General features: G+C 65.2%; 17 protein-coding genes. 9 read left to right on the top strand and 8 right to left on the bottom strand.

The genetic code is table 11. The features are described 5' to 3' along the window. Positions 1-72 precede the first annotated feature (72 nt). From rpsP to ffh, 3 genes are read right to left on the bottom strand one after another with little or no spacing between them, the layout of a single operon-like run. Positions 73-438, bottom strand: a complete 366-nt coding sequence (gene rpsP, locus shn_RS18805; protein ID WP_064331778.1) for a 30S ribosomal protein S16 — start codon at positions 436-438, stop codon at positions 73-75. 34 nt (positions 439-472) lie between these two features. After that, the gene (locus shn_RS18800) at positions 473-796 is read right to left on the bottom strand and encodes a chorismate mutase (RefSeq protein WP_064331777.1); all 324 of its coding nucleotides are present in this window, start codon (positions 794-796) and stop codon (positions 473-475) included. Positions 797-807: 11 nt separating this feature from the next. Continuing rightward, complete coding sequence (gene ffh / locus shn_RS18795; RefSeq protein WP_064331776.1) at positions 808-2,367, bottom strand: signal recognition particle protein; 1,560 nt, start codon at positions 2,365-2,367, stop codon at positions 808-810. Between the two features lie 309 nt (positions 2,368-2,676). Here ffh and shn_RS18790 point away from each other — a divergent pair, with 309 nt between their 5' ends. The 8 genes from shn_RS18790 (at position 2,677) to shn_RS18755 (ending at position 12,559) form a co-directional block, all read left to right on the top strand. Continuing rightward, on the top strand, positions 2,677-3,759 hold the full coding sequence (locus shn_RS18790; RefSeq protein WP_145925964.1) for an MBL fold metallo-hydrolase: 1,083 nt from the start codon (positions 2,677-2,679) through the stop codon (positions 3,757-3,759). A 79-nt stretch (positions 3,760-3,838) separates the two neighbouring features. Continuing rightward, positions 3,839-4,738: a diaminopimelate epimerase gene (gene dapF / locus shn_RS18785; RefSeq protein WP_064331774.1), complete on the top strand. Its 900-nt coding sequence runs from the start codon at positions 3,839-3,841 to the stop codon at positions 4,736-4,738. Then, positions 4,735-6,012 (top strand): tRNA (N(6)-L-threonylcarbamoyladenosine(37)-C(2))-methylthiotransferase MtaB, encoded by a 1,278-nt coding sequence (mtaB, locus tag shn_RS18780; protein WP_064331773.1) that lies wholly within the window; start codon positions 4,735-4,737, stop codon positions 6,010-6,012. Before dapF ends, mtaB begins: the two co-directional genes overlap by 4 nt. Before the next feature lie 14 nt (positions 6,013-6,026). Beyond that, the gene (gene ftsY / locus shn_RS18775; RefSeq protein ID WP_064331772.1) at positions 6,027-7,547 is read left to right on the top strand and encodes a signal recognition particle-docking protein FtsY; all 1,521 of its coding nucleotides are present in this window, start codon (positions 6,027-6,029) and stop codon (positions 7,545-7,547) included. Beyond that, positions 7,544-8,194 carry a septation protein A gene (locus shn_RS18770; RefSeq protein ID WP_064331771.1) on the top strand — a complete coding sequence of 217 codons (651 nt, stop codon included), beginning with the start codon at positions 7,544-7,546 and terminating at the stop codon, positions 8,192-8,194. Before ftsY ends, shn_RS18770 begins: the two co-directional genes overlap by 4 nt. Positions 8,195-8,310: 116 nt before the next feature. Then, positions 8,311-9,873 carry an alkaline phosphatase gene (locus tag shn_RS18765; RefSeq protein WP_064331770.1) on the top strand — a complete coding sequence of 521 codons (1,563 nt, stop codon included), beginning with the start codon at positions 8,311-8,313 and terminating at the stop codon, positions 9,871-9,873. Between the two features lie 134 nt (positions 9,874-10,007). Further along, positions 10,008-11,837, top strand: coding sequence for a translational GTPase TypA (typA, locus tag shn_RS18760; protein WP_064331769.1), 1,830 nt, complete (start codon positions 10,008-10,010; stop codon positions 11,835-11,837). A 215-nt stretch (positions 11,838-12,052) separates the two neighbouring features. Beyond that, positions 12,053-12,559 (top strand): GNAT family N-acetyltransferase, encoded by a 507-nt coding sequence (locus shn_RS18755; protein ID WP_064331768.1) that lies wholly within the window; start codon positions 12,053-12,055, stop codon positions 12,557-12,559. A 3-nt stretch (positions 12,560-12,562) separates the two neighbouring features. On the opposite strand, the gene shn_RS18750 is transcribed toward shn_RS18755, so the two are convergent. Then, a complete protein-coding gene (locus shn_RS18750) occupies positions 12,563-13,168 on the bottom strand; it encodes a hypothetical protein (protein WP_064331767.1) in 606 nt (201 codons plus the stop codon). A gap of 135 nt (positions 13,169-13,303) precedes the next feature. Here shn_RS18750 and ppa point away from each other — a divergent pair, with 135 nt between their 5' ends. Further along, positions 13,304-13,840, top strand: a complete 537-nt coding sequence (gene ppa / locus shn_RS18745; protein WP_064331766.1) for an inorganic diphosphatase — start codon at positions 13,304-13,306, stop codon at positions 13,838-13,840. Positions 13,841-13,844: 4 nt separating this feature from the next. Here ppa and shn_RS18740 read toward each other — a convergent pair whose 3' ends face one another. The 4 genes from shn_RS18740 to shn_RS18725 all read right to left on the bottom strand — a co-directional run bounded on the left by shn_RS18740 (position 13,845) and on the right by shn_RS18725 (position 15,794). Further along, positions 13,845-14,171, bottom strand: coding sequence for a DUF167 domain-containing protein (locus shn_RS18740; RefSeq protein ID WP_064331765.1), 327 nt, complete (start codon positions 14,169-14,171; stop codon positions 13,845-13,847). Continuing rightward, on the bottom strand, positions 14,168-14,464 hold the full coding sequence (locus shn_RS18735) for a YggT family protein (protein WP_133034532.1): 297 nt from the start codon (positions 14,462-14,464) through the stop codon (positions 14,168-14,170). Before shn_RS18735 ends, shn_RS18740 begins: the two co-directional genes overlap by 4 nt. Positions 14,465-14,588: 124 nt before the next feature. Then, positions 14,589-15,305, bottom strand: coding sequence for a glutamine amidotransferase (locus shn_RS18730; RefSeq protein WP_064331763.1), 717 nt, complete (start codon positions 15,303-15,305; stop codon positions 14,589-14,591). A 3-nt stretch (positions 15,306-15,308) separates the two neighbouring features. After that, positions 15,309-15,794 (bottom strand): TerB family tellurite resistance protein, encoded by a 486-nt coding sequence (locus shn_RS18725; protein WP_064331762.1) that lies wholly within the window; start codon positions 15,792-15,794, stop codon positions 15,309-15,311. Between the last annotated feature and the right edge of the window lie 135 nt (positions 15,795-15,929).

Here is a 15,929-nt window from a genome sequence, read left to right as displayed (position 1 = left end):
ACCTCGCCCCACCCGCTGACGTCATGCTCGGGCCTACCCGAGCATGACGGAGGAGGGGTTGGTCGCGAAGGATTATTCGCCAGCGGCGGCAGCAGCGGCGTCTTCTTCCTTCTGCTTCTTCTCGGCAGCGCGCTCGAGGGCCTTCTTGCCCGGCTTTGCCTTTTCCGGGTTGTTGCGGGCGTCGCGCTTCACGACACCGGCCTCATCGAGGAAGCGGGCAACGCGGTCGGTCGGCTGGGCGCCCTTGGCGAGCCATTCCTTGGCGCGGTCGGCGTCGATCTGGACGCGGTTTGCGTCGTCCTTGCCGAGCATCGGGTTCCAGGAACCGAGCTTTTCCAGGAAGCGGCCGTCGCGCGGCGAACGGGCGTCGGCAACGACGATCTGGTAGTACGGGCGCTTCTTGGAGCCACCGCGGGCGAGACGGATTTTCAGGGACATGTCATTACTCCTTGGATGTGACGTGAACCGCTTTTCAAGCGGTGTTCTGGTTTGCGCCGCTGTGTTCAGCGGCAATGGCTTCATGGTGCCGGATCACCTCGCGGATGATGAAGTTCAGGAACTTCTCCGCGAAATCCGGATCCAGATTGGCATCCTTCGCCAGGCGGCGAAGGCGTTCGATCTGGTATTCCTCGCGCGCCGGATCGGCCGGCGGCAGTTCATGCGTCGCCTTGAGCACGCCCACCGCCTGGGTACAGCGGAAGCGTTCGGCGAGCATATGCACAAGGGCAGCGTCGATATTGTCGATCGACTGCCGGTATTCCCCCAATTGCTGCTTGACCTTCGGATCGATCGTCATGCCGCGTCCCCTCACTTCTTCTTCGGCAGGCCGGGAAGGCCCGGAAGGCCGCCGAGACCGGGCAGGCGTCCACCCCCGAGGCCCGGAAGGCCACCGCCACCGCCAAGGCCCGGCAGGCTGCCCGGCTTGATGCCGGCGGCTTCCGCCTGCTTGGCGAGCGCCTCGAGCTGCTTCGGATCCATCTTGGACAGGTCGGGCATGCCGCCCATGCCGCCGCCAAGGCCCATCTTGCTGGCAAGACCGCCCATCATCTGCTTCATCATGCCGCCCTTCTTGCCGCCCATCATCTTCATCATGTCCGCCATCTGGCGGTGCATCTTCAGAAGCTTGTTGATGTCGCTAGCATCGGTGCCGGAGCCGGCGGCGATGCGCTTCTTGCGGGAATGCTTGAGCAGGTCGGGATTGGCGCGCTCGGCCCTGGTCATCGAATTGATGATGGCGATCTGGCGGGCGAACAGCTTGTCGTCGAGGCCGGCGGCGGACATCTTGTCCTTCATGCCGGCCATGCCGGGCATAAGCCCCATGATGCCGCCCATGCCGCCCATCTTCTGCATCTGTCCGAGCTGGTCGGCGAGGTCGTTGAGGTCGAACTTGCCCTTGGCCATCTTGGCGGCCATGGCGGCCGCCTTCTCGGCGTCGATATTCTCCGCCGCCTTCTCGACGAGCGAGACGATGTCGCCCATGCCGAGGATGCGGTCGGCGACGCGCCGGGGGTGGAATTCCTCCAGCTCGCCCATCTTCTCGCCGACGCCGATCAGCTTGATCGGCTTGCCGGTGACGGCGCGCATGGAAAGGGCCGCGCCGCCGCGGCCGTCGCCGTCCATGCGGGTCAGGACGAGGCCGGTGATGCCGACGCGGTCGTCGAAGTTGCGGGCGAGGTTGACGGCGTCCTGGCCGGTCAGCGCATCGGCGACGAGCAGGATCTCGTGCGGATTGGACTTCCGCTTGATCTCCGCCATCTCGATCATCAGCGGTTCGTCGATATGGGTTCGGCCGGCGGTGTCGAGGATGACGACGTCATGGCCGCCGAGCTTTGCAGCCTGCACGGCGCGCGCGGCGATATCGGTCGGCGACTGGCCGGCGATAACAGGCAGCGTATCGATGCCGGTCTGCACGCCGAGCTGGCGAAGCTGCTCCTGCGCGGCCGGGCGGCGCGTGTCGAGCGAGGCCATCAGGACCTTCTTCTTGTCGCGCGTCTTCAACCGGTTGGCGATCTTGCCGGACGTCGTCGTCTTGCCGGAGCCCTGCAGACCCACCATCATGATGACGACGGGGGCGGCGGCGTTGAGGTCGATCGAGACGCCTTCGGAGCCGAGCATCGAGACCAGCTCGTCATGCACGAGCTTGACGACCATCTGGCCGGGCTTGATCGACTTCAGGATTTCCGCGCCGACGGCCTTTTCGCGCACGGCATCGGTGAAGGAGCGCACCACTTCCAGGGCCACGTCCGCTTCGAGAAGCGCACGGCGGACCTCGCGCAGCGCCGCCGAGACATCGGCCTCGGAAAGCGCGCCACGGCCTGTCAGTCCATTGAGAATGGAGCCAAGGCGGTCCTGGAGTGTTTCAAACATCACGTCTTCCTTCTTGTTTCCGCGTCAGGCGGAAACATCGGTGCCATCCGCGCCAAAAACAAGACGCAAAGCCGAAAAGCACCCGAGGGCGCATCGCGCTGTCGGGTGTTGACCTCCGGGATCTGTTTATACCGCCAATAGGGTCCCGGTCGGTGGCTGCAAGTCTCGTTGCTTGTCGCAGATGGCGCGGCTTAAACAGCAAAGAGGCCGGAAAGTCAAGGACAGCGGGCAATTCCGCTACGCCGTAAATTTTCCGGGAGGTGGCGAGGGCGCATTGCAGTGCGGCGGGGCGCAACCTATCTTTCACCGATGAACCGTCGGACGTTCCTCAAATGGTCGGGCATCGGTGCGCTGGCGACGCTCGCCGGCAGCGGCTTTGGGAGCCGCAGCCTTGCGGCCAAGCGCTATTATGACGGGCCGCTCAGCGACCATTTCGACGGCACGCATTTCTTCAATCCGAACGGCGAGGAGCCGAACAGCTTTTTCGAACTGATGCGCTGGCAGCTCGGGGGCGGGCGCTCCGCCTGGCCGCTCGACTGGCCGAGCCCCTTTCCATCAGCCGTTCCGGAACCGCGTATCGCCGGCGATCGCCTCGTCGTCACGCTGGCGGGCCATGCGGCGCTGCTCATCCAGACCGCCGGCCTCAATATCCTGACCGATCCGGTCTGGAGCGACCGCGCAAGCCCGTTCACCTTCGCCGGGCCCAAGCGGGTCAACCCACCGGGCATCCGCCTTGCCGACCTGCCGAAGATCGACCTCGTGCTCGTCACGCACAATCACTACGACCATCTCGACCTTGCGACGCTGAAAGCGCTCGCCGAGCGGGACGATTGCCGGATCGTCACGCCGCTCGGCAATGATCGCATCATCGTGCCGACGGTCGACAGGGCGCGCATAACGACGATGGACTGGGGTCGCGCGCTGACGGTGGCTGACGGGGTGACGCTCCATTGCGAGCCCTGCCACCACTGGTCGGCGCGCGGGCTCGGCGACCGGCGCATGGCGCTCTGGTCCGCCTTTCTCATCGAGACGCCCGGCGGAAAGATCTACCATGTCGGCGATACCGGCTTTCACCAGGGCATCAACTACCGGGCGATCCGCGAGAAACATGGGCCGATCCGCCTGGCCAACCTGCCGTTCGGCGCCTATGAGCCGCGCTGGTTCATGCGTCCGCAACACCAGAACCCGGACGAGGCGGTTCAGGGCATGGTGGCCTCCGGTGCGGCCTATGTGGCCGGCCACCATTGGGGCACCTTCCGGCTGACGAACGAGGCGATCGACGAACCGCTCGCCGCGCTGGAAGCGGCGCTCGATGCGGCCGGCATCGCCCGCGAACGGTTTCGCGCGCTGCGGCCGGGCGAAGTGTTCGATGTTCCCGCTGTCGCGGTCTGAGCAAGGCACTGGAAATCCGCGGGATTTTCCGCCATATACGGCCGCAACGGGCGTGTTCGGCCCGGATGGGCAGAGTGTAATGACAAAGACGGTCGATTTCGCGAAGATGAACGGGCTGGGAAACATGATCCTGGTCGTGGACATGCGCGGCCGCAGCGATGTCGTGACGCCGGAGGCGGCGATCGCGCTCAACGCCGATCCCGCCACCCGCTTCGACCAGATCATGGCGATCCACGATCCGCGGGTCGACGGAACGGATGCCTTCATCGACATCCTCAACTGCGATGGCTCCAAGGCGCAGGCCTGCGGCAACGGCACGCGCTGCGTCGTGCAGGCGCTGGCCGCCGAGACGGGCAAGAAGGTCTTCACCTTCCAGACCGTCGCCGGCATCCTGAATGCCGTAGAGCATGAGGACGGCACAATTTCCGTCGACATGGGCAAGCCGGTCTTCGACTGGAACCGCATCCCGCTCGCTGAAGAATTCTTCGACACGAGCCGCATCGAACTGCAGATCGGTCCGATCGACGCGCCGGTGCTGCATTCGCCGGCCGCCATGTCGATGGGCAATCCGCATGCCGTCTTCTGGGTCGACCGCGATCCGATGAGCTTCGATCTCGAACGCTTCGGCCCCCTGCTGGAAAACCATCCGATGTTCCCCGAAAAGGCGAACATCACGCTGGCGCAGGTGACCTCGAATGCCTCGATGACGACCCGCACCTGGGAGCGCGGCGCCGGCCTGACGCTCGCCTGCGGCTCGGCCGCCTGCGCTGCCGGCGTTTCCGGCGCGCGCACGGGCCGCACGGGCCGCACGGTCGCGATAACCGTCGCCAGCAGCCCGAACCGCGGCGTGCTGACCATCGAATGGCGCGGGGACGATCACGTCGTCATGACCGGGCCGGCCGAATGGGAGTGGTCCGGCATGCTCGATCCTTCGACAGGCGCCTTCCGCCGCGATGATGCCGAGGCGGCCGCCCTTTGAGCGGCGTAGAGGTCATAACCTTCGGCTGTCGGCTCAACACCTACGAATCGGAAGTGATGCGCGCCGAAGCCGAGAAGGCGGGGCTGAACAATGCCGTGCTTGTCAACACCTGCGCCGTGACGGGCGAGGCCGTGCGCCAGGCGCGCCAGGCGATCCGCCGGGCTCGGCGGGACAATCCGCATGCCCGCATCATCGTCACCGGCTGCGCGGCGCAGACGGAGAAGCACACCTTTGCCGACATGCCGGAAGTCGACGCCGTGCTCGGCAACGAGGAGAAGCTGAAAAGCGCCTCCTACCGCGCGCTGCCGGATTTCGGCGTTTCGGCGGAAGAGAAGCTGCGCGTCAACGACATCATGAGCGTGCGCGAGACCGCGCCGCAGATGGTGAAGCTGATCGACGGCCATGTGCGCGCCTTCGTGCAGGTGCAGAACGGCTGCGACCATCGCTGTACCTTCTGCATCATTCCCTATGGCCGGGGCAATTCCCGCTCGGTGCCGATGGGCGCCGTCGTCGACCAGGTGCGAAAGCTCACCGAGAGCGGCTACTGTGAGATCGTGCTGACCGGCGTCGACGCCACCAGCTACGGCGCGGACCTGCCGGGCCGGCCGAGCCTCGGATACCTCGCCAAGACGCTGTTGAAGCAGGTGCCGGATATCCGGCGTCTTCGCCTCTCCTCGATCGACAGCATCGAGGCGGACGATCACCTCTGGGACCTCATCGCGGACGAACCGCGCTTCATGCCGCATCTGCATCTGTCGCTCCAGCATGGCGACGACCTGATCCTCAAGCGCATGAAGCGCCGCCATTCCAGCGCCGATGCGCGCGCCTTCTGCGGGCGCGTACGCGCGCTTCGCCCCGATATCAGTTTCGGCGCGGACATGATCGCCGGCTTCCCGACCGAAACGGAAGACATGTTCGCCAATGCGGCGCGGCTTGCGGAAGACTGCGGCATCGCCCATCTGCACGTCTTTCCCTACAGCCCGCGCCCCGGCACGCCGGCCGCGCGCATGCCGCAGCTCGACCGGGCGCTCGTCAAGTCTCGCGCCAGCCGCCTGCGCGAGACTGGAAAACGGCTCGCCGAGGCCCATCTTGCTTCCATGATCGGGAAGCGGGAGATCATCCTCGTCGAGAACAACGGCCTCGCCCACACGGAAAATTTCACGCTCGTCGATGCCGCGGGCCTCAAGCCCCGCGACCTTGTGCCGGTCACGATCACCGGCCACAATGGCAGACACCTGACGATGCGGCCCGAAACCGCCCTCTCGCATAACTAGCGGACACATCCTTCATGGCCCTCGGCTTCATCAAGAAGATCTTCACCTTCGGAAAAGACACCGCCCCCGAGCAGAAGCCGGAGGCGGAAGCGCCGGTCGTCGAGCCGAAGGTCGTCGAGGTCGCGCCTGAACCGGCCGCGGAAAGCCTAGAGCCTGCCGTCGTCGAGGAGCGGGACGCGCTGCTCGACGAGGCCGAGGCCGCCAATCCCGAAGCCGCGCAGCATGTGCCCGACGAAGCCGAGCCGGACATCTATCCGCTCCCGCACGCCCCGGATCTGCCCGTTGCGGAAGACCCGGTCGCGCCCGCCGAGATGGAGACCGCCGGTGGCCCGGCGGATGACGCGCCGGCGCCCGATACGGTGGAGGATTCTACCGAGGAAGAGCCAGTCGCTCCCGTCGAGGAGATCGTCGATGCGGAGCCCGTAGCGGCGGAAGAGATCATCGAGCCGCAGGACGAGATCGTCCGGGCCGAAGAAACGGCGCCTGCGGAGACGGAAGACCCGGTCCTCGAAGAGGCGATCCGCAGCGAGCCGAAGGCCGAGGCGCCCGCCTTGCCGAAGGGTTTTGCGGCGGCCGCGCGCGAACCGGTCGTGGACGTCCCGGCGCCGCAGGTGAAGCGCACCTGGTTCCAGCGCCTGCGCGAGGGGCTTGCCCGCACCTCCTCGCAGCTCACCGGCCAGATCAGCAGCCTCTTCACCAAGCGCAAGCTCGACGACGATACGCTGCAGGACCTCGAAGACCTGCTGATCCAGGCCGATCTCGGCGTGGAGACGGCGCTGCGCATCACCGATACGCTCGCCTCCGAGCGCTACGGCAAGGACGTCACGGGCGCGGATGTGTCGCGCATCATGGCGAGCGAGATCACCAAGGTCCTCGGTCCCGTCGCCAAGCCGCTCGCGCTCGACCTCAACCACAAGCCGCATGTCATCCTCGTCGTCGGCGTCAACGGCACCGGCAAGACGACGACGATCGGCAAGCTCGCGGCCAAGCTCTCGGGCGCGGGCCTGAAGGTGATGATGGCGGCGGGCGATACGTTCCGTGCGGCGGCCATCGAGCAACTGAAGATCTGGGCGGAGCGCACGGGCTCCGACATCGTCTCCTCGAAGCTCGGCGCGGATGCGGCGGGGCTCGCCTATGAAGCCTATGAGCAGGCGAAGCTGAAGAAGAGCGACGTCCTGATCATCGACACGGCCGGCCGCCTGCAGAACAAGACGGAGCTGATGGCGGAGCTGGAGAAGATCGTGCGCGTGCTCGGCAAGCTCGATCCCGACGCCCCGCACACCGTTCTCCAGACGCTCGATGCGACGACCGGGCAGAACGCCATGAACCAGGTGGAGATTTTCCGCAATGTCGCGGGCGTCTCGGGCCTGATCATGACAAAATTGGACGGTACGGCCCGCGGCGGCATCCTTGTGGCGATTGCCGCCAAGCACAAGCTGCCGGTCTATTTCATCGGTGTCGGGGAGGGGATCGACGATCTCGAACCCTTCGAGGCCAAGGATTTCGCGGAAGCGATCGCAGGAGTTGAGGCATGAGCAAGGCAACGCTGGACGCCCCGGCCAAGGCGGAGGAGAAGATCAGCCCGCTCCTCAAGATGGTGCTGGAACTCGGCCCCCTCGTCGTGTTCTTCTTCGCCAATTCCCGCGGCGAGTGGCTGGCCGCGCAGTTTCCGGTTCTGGCCGAGATGGGCGGGCCGATCTTCATCGCCACGGGCCTCTTCATGGCGGCGACGGCGATCGCCCTCGTCGTCTCCTGGGTCCTGACGCGCACCCTGCCGATGATGCCGCTGATATCAGGCATCGTCGTCTTCGTCTTCGGCGCGCTGACGCTCTGGCTGCAGAACGACACCTTCATCAAGATGAAGCCGACCATCGTCAATTCGCTGTTCGGTGCCATCCTGCTCGGCGGCCTTCTCTTCGGCAAATCGCTGCTCGGCTACGTCTTCCACGCTGCCTTCAGGCTCACCGACGAGGGTTGGCGCAAGCTGACGCTGCGCTGGGGCCTGTTCTTCGTCTTCCTCGCGGTGCTGAACGAGGTTGTGTGGCGCTCCTTCTCGACGGATTTCTGGGTGGCCTTCAAGGTCTGGGGCACCATGCCCATCACCATTCTCTTCACGCTGTCGCAGATGCCGCTGATCATGCGCCACTCCGTCGAGCAGCCGGAAGAGGGCAAGGCGCCCTGAGGCGCGTCATCGTCCTGTCACCGAATCTTGGGTGAACCGTCATCGTCCCGTTACCGGACTGACATGCCCGGGACTCATGGTCTGCCCGTCGATTCGCGGGCTTGGCCGGAGGTGGCATGGCGATTGTTCCCGAGACGCTGACGCGGCGCTCGTTCCTTCACACCGCAGGGGCGGGCGCGCTCGCGACCTCCTCGGCGCTGGCCGTTCCCTATTATGCGCGGCGCCATGGCAGCCCGGTCTTTTCCCACGGCGTGCAGTCGGGCGATGTCGATTGCTCCTCCGGCATGGTCTGGGCGCGGGTGGACCGGCCGGCCGAGGTGACGCTGGAATATTCGACGACCGAGAGCTTCCTGAACGCGTCGCGCCTGCCCGTCGAGAAGGCGACGATCGCGTCCGACAACACGGTCAAGGCGATGCTGCAGGGCCTCTTGCCGGACCAGGACATCTTCTATCGCTTCACCGCCAGCGATCCCTATTCCAGCCATCTCGTCTCCGAGCCGATCGTCGGGCGCTTCCGCACCGCGCCGATGCGCAAGCGCTCCGTGCGTTTCGTCTGGTCGGGCGACACCGCCGGGCAGGGCTGGGGCATCGACGATGTCGGCATGAAGACCTATTCGACCATGCTGCGGCACGAGCCGGATTTCTTCATCCATTCCGGCGATACCGTCTATGCCGATGGTCCGATCCCCGATGAGATCCGGCTGCGGGATGGCGGGATCTGGAAGAACCGCATCGTCACCGACGAGAAGCGCAACGTGGCGCGCACGCTGCATGAGTTTCGCGGCCAGTGGAAATACAATCTGCTCGACGAGCACCTCTTGTCCTTCAACACGCAATGCCCGACCTTCTTCCAGTGGGATGACCACGAGGTGCTCAACAACTGGTCGGAATCGAGTGACCTTACCGGCGACCGGCGCTATCCGGAAAAGGAGATCGGCGTCTACGAGGCCCGCGCCCGGCGCGCCTTCCACGAGATGACGCCGATCCGCTATTTTCCCACCGAGCCCGGCCGCATCTTCCGCAAGATCGCCTACGGGCCGCTGCTCGACGTCTTCTTCGTCGACCTGCGCTCCTATCGCAGCCCCAACCGGGGTGGCACGGAAAACGGCCTGTTCGGCTGGCGGCAGGCGGATTGGCTGCGGCGGGAGCTGGCGGCTTCGCGCGCCGTGTGGAAGGTCATCGCCTGCGACATGCCGCTCGGCCTCGTCATCTGGGACGACTATGCCAACAGCCTCGGCTACGAGGGTGTCGCCGACGGCCTCAACGGTCCGCCGGCGGCGCGCGAGCGGGAGATCGCCGACCTTCTCTCCTTCCTGCGCGACAATGCGGTCCACAACGTCGTCTGGCTGACGGCGGACGTGCACTACACGGCCGCGCACCACTACGATCCGTCGCGGGCGAAATTCCAGGAGTTCCATCCGTTCTGGGAGTTCGTCTCCGGGCCGCTGCATTCCGGCACCTACGGGCCGAAGCCGCTCGACATGACCTTCGGGCCGGAGGTGCGGTTCATCAAGTCGTCCAAGGGCGGCATCGACAGCAACCTGCCGCCCTCGGCCGGCCTGCAATTCTTCGGCCTCGTCGACATCAACGGGACGAGCGAGGAGATGACGGTGCGCCTGATGGACCGGGAAGACCGGGAACTCTGGAACATCACGCTGCCGCCGGTGCGCGCCTCTTGAGGCCGGGCCCTGTGCGGCGCGGGCAACAGAGTTGCGCCCCGCCTCTTTCGCATTTGCGGAAAAACATGTAAGAGCCCGGCCATTGAAGACGGCGCCCCCCTATACCGCGCGCCCCGAACCTCAGAGATTAAACCATGTCCATCCGCAATATCGCGATCATCGCGCACGTCGACCATGGCAAGACCACGCTTGTCGACGAGCTCCTGAAACAGTCCGGCTCGTTCCGTGAAAACCAGCGCGTCGCCGAACGCGTGATGGACTCGAACGATCTCGAAAAGGAACGCGGCATCACCATCCTCGCCAAGGCCACCTCGGTCGAGTGGAAGGGTCACCGCATCAACATCGTCGACACGCCCGGCCACGCCGACTTCGGCGGCGAGGTGGAGCGCATCCTCTCGATGGTGGACGGCGCGATCGTTCTCGTCGATAGTTCGGAAGGCCCGATGCCGCAGACGAAGTTCGTCGTCGGCAAGGCGCTGAAGGTCGGCCTGAAGCCGATCGTCGCGATCAACAAGATCGACCGTCCGGACGGCCGTCACGAGGAAGTGCTGAACGAGGTCTTCGACCTCTTCGCCAATCTCGACGCCACCGACGAACAGCTCGACTTCCCGATCCTCTACGGTTCGGGCCGCAACGGCTGGATGAACGTCAACCCGGAAGGCCCGACCGATGAAGGCATGGCCCCGCTGCTCGATCTCGTGCTCAAGCACGTTCCCGAGCCGAAGGTCGCCGAAGGCCCGTTCCGCATGATCGGCACGATCCTCGAAGCCAACCCCTTCCTCGGCCGCATCATCACCGGCCGCATCCATTCCGGCTCGATCAAGCCGAACCAGACCGTCAAGGTTCTCGGCCAGGACGGCCAGCTCATCGAAAACGGCCGTATCTCGAAGATTCTCGCCTTCCGTGGCATCGAGCGCACGGCGATCGAAGAGGCCCATGCCGGCGATATCGTCGCCATCGCCGGCCTCACCAAGGGCACCGTCGCCGACACGTTCTGCGACCCGTCCGTCTCGGAAGCACTGAAGGCGCAGCCGATCGACCCGCCGACCGTCACCATGTCCTTCATCGTCAACGATTCGCCGCTCGCCGGCACTGAGGGCGACAAGGTGACGAGCCGCGTCATCCGCGACCGCCTTTTCAAGGAAGCCGAAGGCAATGTCGCGCTGAAGATCGAGGAGTCGGGCGACAAGGATTCGTTCTTCGTTTCCGGCCGCGGCGAACTCCAGCTCGCCGTCCTCATCGAGACCATGCGCCGCGAAGGCTTCGAGCTCGCCGTGTCGCGTCCGCGCGTCGTCATGCACAAGGACGAGGCGACCGGCCAGATGCTGGAGCCGATCGAGGAAGTCGTCATCGACGTGGATGAGGAACATTCCGGCGTCGTCGTGCAGAAGATGTCGGAGCGCAAGGCCGAGATGGTCGAGCTGCGTCCCTCCGGCGGCAACCGCGTCCGCCTCGTCTTCTTCGCGCCGACCCGCGGCCTCATCGGCTACCAGTCGGAGCTTCTGACCGACACGCGTGGCACGGCGATCATGAACCGCCTGTTCCACGACTACCAGCCCTACAAGGGCGAGATCGGCGGCCGCGTCAACGGCGTGCTGCTCTCCAACGAATCGGGCGAGGCCGTCGCCTACGCCCTCTTCAACCTGGAAGACCGCGGCCCGATGGTCATCGACGCGGGCGAGAAGGTCTATGCCGGCATGATCGTCGGCATCCACACGCGCGACAACGACCTTGAGGTCAACGTGCTGAAAGGCAAGAAGCTCACCAACATCCGCGCCGCCGGCAAGGACGAAGCCGTCCGCCTGACGCCGCCGATCAAGATGACGCTGGAGCGCGCGCTCTCCTGGATCCAGGACGACGAACTCGTCGAGGTGACGCCGAAGTCCATCCGCCTGCGCAAGCTCTATCTCGACCCGAACGACCGCAAGCGATTCGAAAAGCAGCGCTCGGCCGGCGCGGCCTGAGCGGTTTTTCCGAAACGGGACGATTTTTAACCCCGGCGCCCACGACAGAGGGGCGCCGGGGTTTTTCATGTGTGTGTCATCGTTTTACGACTTGTGACGTTTGTTAAAAAAGCGTTAACTTTTCGGCGTGCCGCCCGGAACTCGCCTGTGGGCAAAGGAAGCCTCCATGCCCCGCGGGATTCCGGTGGAATCGGTGCCGGAATATGAGTCGTGTTATGAAAACACTGTCGATCGATGTGCGGCGCGCCGAGCCGCAGGATGCACGCGCGATATCCGAGACGCATCGGATATCGTGGCTGCAGGCCTATGGCGGTCTCATCCCGCACAAGCCGCTTATACAGATGGTCGACCGCCGCGGTGAGACCTGGTGGCGCAAGGCGACGCGGGGTCCTGCGACCTTGCTGGTGCTCGACGTCGCCGGCACGGTGGCGGGTTATGCCACGCTCGGCCTCAATCGGGCCCGGGCGCTGCCGCAGGAAGGCGAGATCTACGAACTCTACCTGCGGCCGGAATACCAGGGCATCGGTCTCGGCCGGCTGCTCTTCGGCGAGGCGCGGCGGCTTCTGAAGTCGCTCGGCTGCGAAGGCCTGATCGTCTGGTGCCTGGAGGACAGCGAGCATGCCGAACGCTTCTTCCGCTCCGCCGGCGGGCGCGACATCGCCGAGGGCATGGAGAATTTCGGCGACAAGGAGCTGAAGAAGCTCGGTTTCGTCTGGCCCTGAACCCTATTCGACCGTCTGCGGCAGATACCGCATCGGTTCGCCGGCCAGCCTGCCGCGCGCGCCGTGCCATTGCGGCTCGGCCATGCCGCAGGCGAAGTCATGCGCCTCCTCGTCCGCCACCTTGCGGGCGAGGATATTGGCGTCCTTGTTCTCCAGGGCGTCGACATAGCCGACGACGCAGCTTGTCGGGTTCTGCGCCGTCGCGACCGTCGAGACGACGAGGACCTGGCCATAGCGTGTATCGGTGTCGCTCGTGGTCTCCGGGTCGGAGACGAACCAGCGCACGATGGCCGCGACCGGTTTTCCATCCGCCGCAAGCCGCCATTCGATCCTGGCATTGGTGTGGTTGAACGGACCGAAGCTCTCGAAGGCCTCGTCCAGCCAGGCCTTGCCGACCGGGCCGTAGGCCTGGCTCTGGCGGAGGTCGCCTTCCTTGAAATAAACCGGAAAATCCTTGTAGCCGGCGCATTCAAGGGTGATGCTCGGGCCTTCGTCCTCCTGCGAGAGCATCTTGCAGGCGTCGAGATTGCGGTCGGAATAGGCGCTCTCGTTGGCCTGGGCGGCCGAAGCGGCGAGAGCGGCGACAAAGAGAAGGGGCATCAGGCGCATGGATCATCCTCCGGTCTTCATGGAGACGGGGCACGGAGCTCGTCTATTCGCCTCCGGCGAAAGTCATGTTGCACTGCAATGGGATTCGCATTAGGAAGCCCGCGAACCGAACCATTCCACCTGAGGGAGCCCCCCATGCGTATCGATGCGATTTCCGTTGGCAAGAACCCGCCGGACGACGTGAACGTCATTGTCGAGGTGCCGGTCGGCGGCCATCCGATCAAGTACGAGATGGACAAGGAAGCCGGCGCCCTCGTCGTCGACCGTTTCCTCTACACGCCGATGACCTATCCCGGCAATTACGGCTTCGTGCCGCACACGCTCTCGGAAGACGGCGACCCGATCGACGTGCTGATCGCCAACACCCGCCCGCTCGTTCCGGGCTGTGTCATCAACGTGCGCCCGATCGGCGTCATGGTCATGGAAGACGATGGCGGCAAGGACGAGAAGATCATCGCCGTGCCGGTGCCGAAGCTGACGCGCCGCTACGACAAGGTCGAGAACTACACCGACCTGCCGGAGATCACGCTGAAGCAGATCGAGCACTTCTTCGAGCATTACAAGGACCTGGAGCCCGGCAAGTGGGTGAAGATCGCCGGCTGGCAGGACGTTACCGTCGCCAAGAAGATGATCCTGGAAGCCGTCGAGCGTTATCAGGCGAGCAAGAAGTAAGCGCTCAGCGCGCTCCGGCGCCTTCAAGTCTTGAAACGATGTCCTCCGGATCGCCGTCGATCCGGAGGATTTTCTTTCTCTGGGTATCGCCGCTGACAAGGCGCACGGCGGACTTGGCAACGCCGGCCGTCTTGGCGATCAGCGCCACCAGCGCCTTGTTCGCCCTGCCCTTGTCGGGCGGATCACTGACGCGGGCCTTGAGGTAGCGCTCACCGTCGGCGCCGGTTTCCCAGCCGTCGATCGCATCGCGCCCGCCGTTCGGCGTCAGCCGCACCGTCAGGCGCACATGATCGCCATGGCGGCGGAGCGCGGGGCCGGCCTGTTCGGTCACGGCGCCAGGAGGGCCGGCGCCAGCACGCTGCGGATCACCTGCTCCAGGAAGAACAGGATGACGAGCACGACGAGCGGCGAAAGGTCGACGCCGCCGAAATTCGGCAGGACGCGGCGGATCGGGCGGTAGATCGGTTCGGTCAGCTGGTAGAGCGAGCGGCCGATGGTCGCGATCACCTGATTGTTCGCGTTGATGACGTTGAAGGCATAGAGCCAGGAGAAGATCGCCGAGGCGATCACCAGGAACCACGCTATGCTGATGATGAACAATAGGGTGTTGATGACCGCTATCATTGATGTCTCCAATTGGTTTCGTCTCGACATGTAGCCATTGCGCGCCCTGCCAGCAAGGCCGGGCGCCGGGCGGTGCGGCAACATGTTTAATGGCGCGGGCCTGACGCCGTCGCGGCAAGCGCCCTCAGGCCTCGTGGAAGATGCGCTCGAGGAAGGACGTCATCCAGAGGCGGAGCGCCGCATCGTGCAGGAGGCGCCCGTCGAGATGGGCGCGGCCGGCCTGTGCGCCCGGCAATTCGAAACGGTGCGCGCCGCGCACCACCCAGCGATGCATCATGGCGAGCGTCAGTTCGCCGTGGAACTGGATGCCCCAGGCATTGTCGCCGTAGCGGAAGGCCTGGTTCTCGTAGTGGTGGCCGGTGGCGAGCAGCGTCGCGTCCCGCGGCAGGTCGAAGCCCTCGCGATGGAACTGGTAGACCATGTCCGGCCAGGCCATCAGCGCCGAGCCCGCCTGCGTCGCCGCCAGCGGATACCAGCCGATCTCGGTCCAGCCCTCCGCATGGCCGAAAACCGTGCCGCCGAGGTTCTTCACCAGCATCTGCGCGCCAAGGCATATGCCGAGGAAGGGGCGGTTCTCGGCAAGGGGCACGGAGAGCCAGTCGATCTCCGCGCGCACATAGGCCTCGTCGTCATTGGCGCTCATCGGCCCGCCGAAGACGACCGCGCCCGCATGATGGGACAGCGTGGCGGGCAGCGGATCGCCGAGCACGGGGCGGCGGATATCCAGCGCATGGCCCATCGCCTGGAGGATCTGCCCGACGCGGCCGGGGCTGGAGGTCTCCTGGTGCAGGACGATCAGGACGGGGCGCTTGCGGCGCGGCTTGTGCGGAAAATCGAGCATGGCTCAGCCTTCGTCCGGCTGCTCCGGACCTGCCGCGGCGCCCACGCGTTCGGCCACTTCCTGCCGCTTCATGATGCGCTCCCGGCCGGAGACGCCGAGCAGGTCCGCGATGCGCCAGATGGCATGGTCCTCCATCTCGCTGCGCTCGCCGTCGGCATAGACGATCTCCCAGAGCAGGCCGATCAGGTCGACGCGCTGCTCCTCGGAAAGCTGGCGCTTCAGCTCCGAGGTGAAGCGGAAGAAATCGATCGCCTCGCTCTCCGCATCGGTGCCGGCGGCAACCAGCGCGTCGAGCTCGGTCTCGTCGAGGCCGTAGAATTCCTTCAAGCGGGCGCGCAGCGCCTTCTTCTCGACATCGAGGATCTTGCCGTCCGCTTCCATCACCTGGATGCACAGCGCCATGACCGCGACACGCGGGTCATCGGCAGCAAAGGTCGGTTTGTCACCACCGGCAAGGCTCGCCAGAAACTGCTGCAAGCGTTCGAACATTCAGTGTCGCCCCGTTCCTCAAGCCCTGGAAGGTTTCCGCATCTTTCCGATCAGCGAAAACGCCGCCTTCGTCCGTCAGCCTTTGTCTGGAGCGATCCCGCTGAACCGGAATTGCTCCAGATTCTTGTTTTCACC

Origin of the sequence: Shinella sp. HZN7 (assembly GCF_001652565.1) — a bacterium.
Taxonomy (GTDB): Bacteria; Pseudomonadota; Alphaproteobacteria; order Rhizobiales; family Rhizobiaceae; genus Shinella; species Shinella granuli.
Note: the sequence above shows the minus strand (reverse complement) of the source record. Positions and strands in the feature narration are given on the sequence as shown.

What these genes read in the sequence shown, in the direction of transcription:
- shn_RS18730 (WP_064331763.1), bottom strand. Translation starts at nt 15,305, where the DNA reads ATGCTCGATTTTCCGCACAAGCCGCGCCGCAAGCGCCCCGTCCTGATC.
- shn_RS18800 (WP_064331777.1), bottom strand. Translation starts at nt 796, where the DNA reads ATGACGATCGATCCGAAGGTCAAGCAGCAATTGGGGGAATACCGGCAG.
- typA (WP_064331769.1), top strand. Translation starts at nt 10,008, where the DNA reads ATGTCCATCCGCAATATCGCGATCATCGCGCACGTCGACCATGGCAAG.
- shn_RS18770 (WP_064331771.1), top strand. Translation starts at nt 7,544, where the DNA reads ATGAGCAAGGCAACGCTGGACGCCCCGGCCAAGGCGGAGGAGAAGATC.
- dapF (WP_064331774.1), top strand. Translation starts at nt 3,839, where the DNA reads ATGACAAAGACGGTCGATTTCGCGAAGATGAACGGGCTGGGAAACATG.
- ffh (WP_064331776.1), bottom strand. Translation starts at nt 2,367, where the DNA reads ATGTTTGAAACACTCCAGGACCGCCTTGGCTCCATTCTCAATGGACTG.
- shn_RS18765 (WP_064331770.1), top strand. Translation starts at nt 8,311, where the DNA reads ATGGCGATTGTTCCCGAGACGCTGACGCGGCGCTCGTTCCTTCACACC.
- shn_RS18750 (WP_064331767.1), bottom strand. Translation starts at nt 13,168, where the DNA reads ATGCGCCTGATGCCCCTTCTCTTTGTCGCCGCTCTCGCCGCTTCGGCC.
- shn_RS18725 (WP_064331762.1), bottom strand. Translation starts at nt 15,794, where the DNA reads ATGTTCGAACGCTTGCAGCAGTTTCTGGCGAGCCTTGCCGGTGGTGAC.
- ftsY (WP_064331772.1), top strand. Translation starts at nt 6,027, where the DNA reads ATGGCCCTCGGCTTCATCAAGAAGATCTTCACCTTCGGAAAAGACACC.
- shn_RS18735 (WP_133034532.1), bottom strand. Translation starts at nt 14,464, where the DNA reads ATGATAGCGGTCATCAACACCCTATTGTTCATCATCAGCATAGCGTGG.
- shn_RS18790 (WP_145925964.1), top strand. Translation starts at nt 2,677, where the DNA reads ATGAACCGTCGGACGTTCCTCAAATGGTCGGGCATCGGTGCGCTGGCG.
- ppa (WP_064331766.1), top strand. Translation starts at nt 13,304, where the DNA reads ATGCGTATCGATGCGATTTCCGTTGGCAAGAACCCGCCGGACGACGTG.
- rpsP (WP_064331778.1), bottom strand. Translation starts at nt 438, where the DNA reads ATGTCCCTGAAAATCCGTCTCGCCCGCGGTGGCTCCAAGAAGCGCCCG.
- shn_RS18755 (WP_064331768.1), top strand. Translation starts at nt 12,053, where the DNA reads ATGAAAACACTGTCGATCGATGTGCGGCGCGCCGAGCCGCAGGATGCA.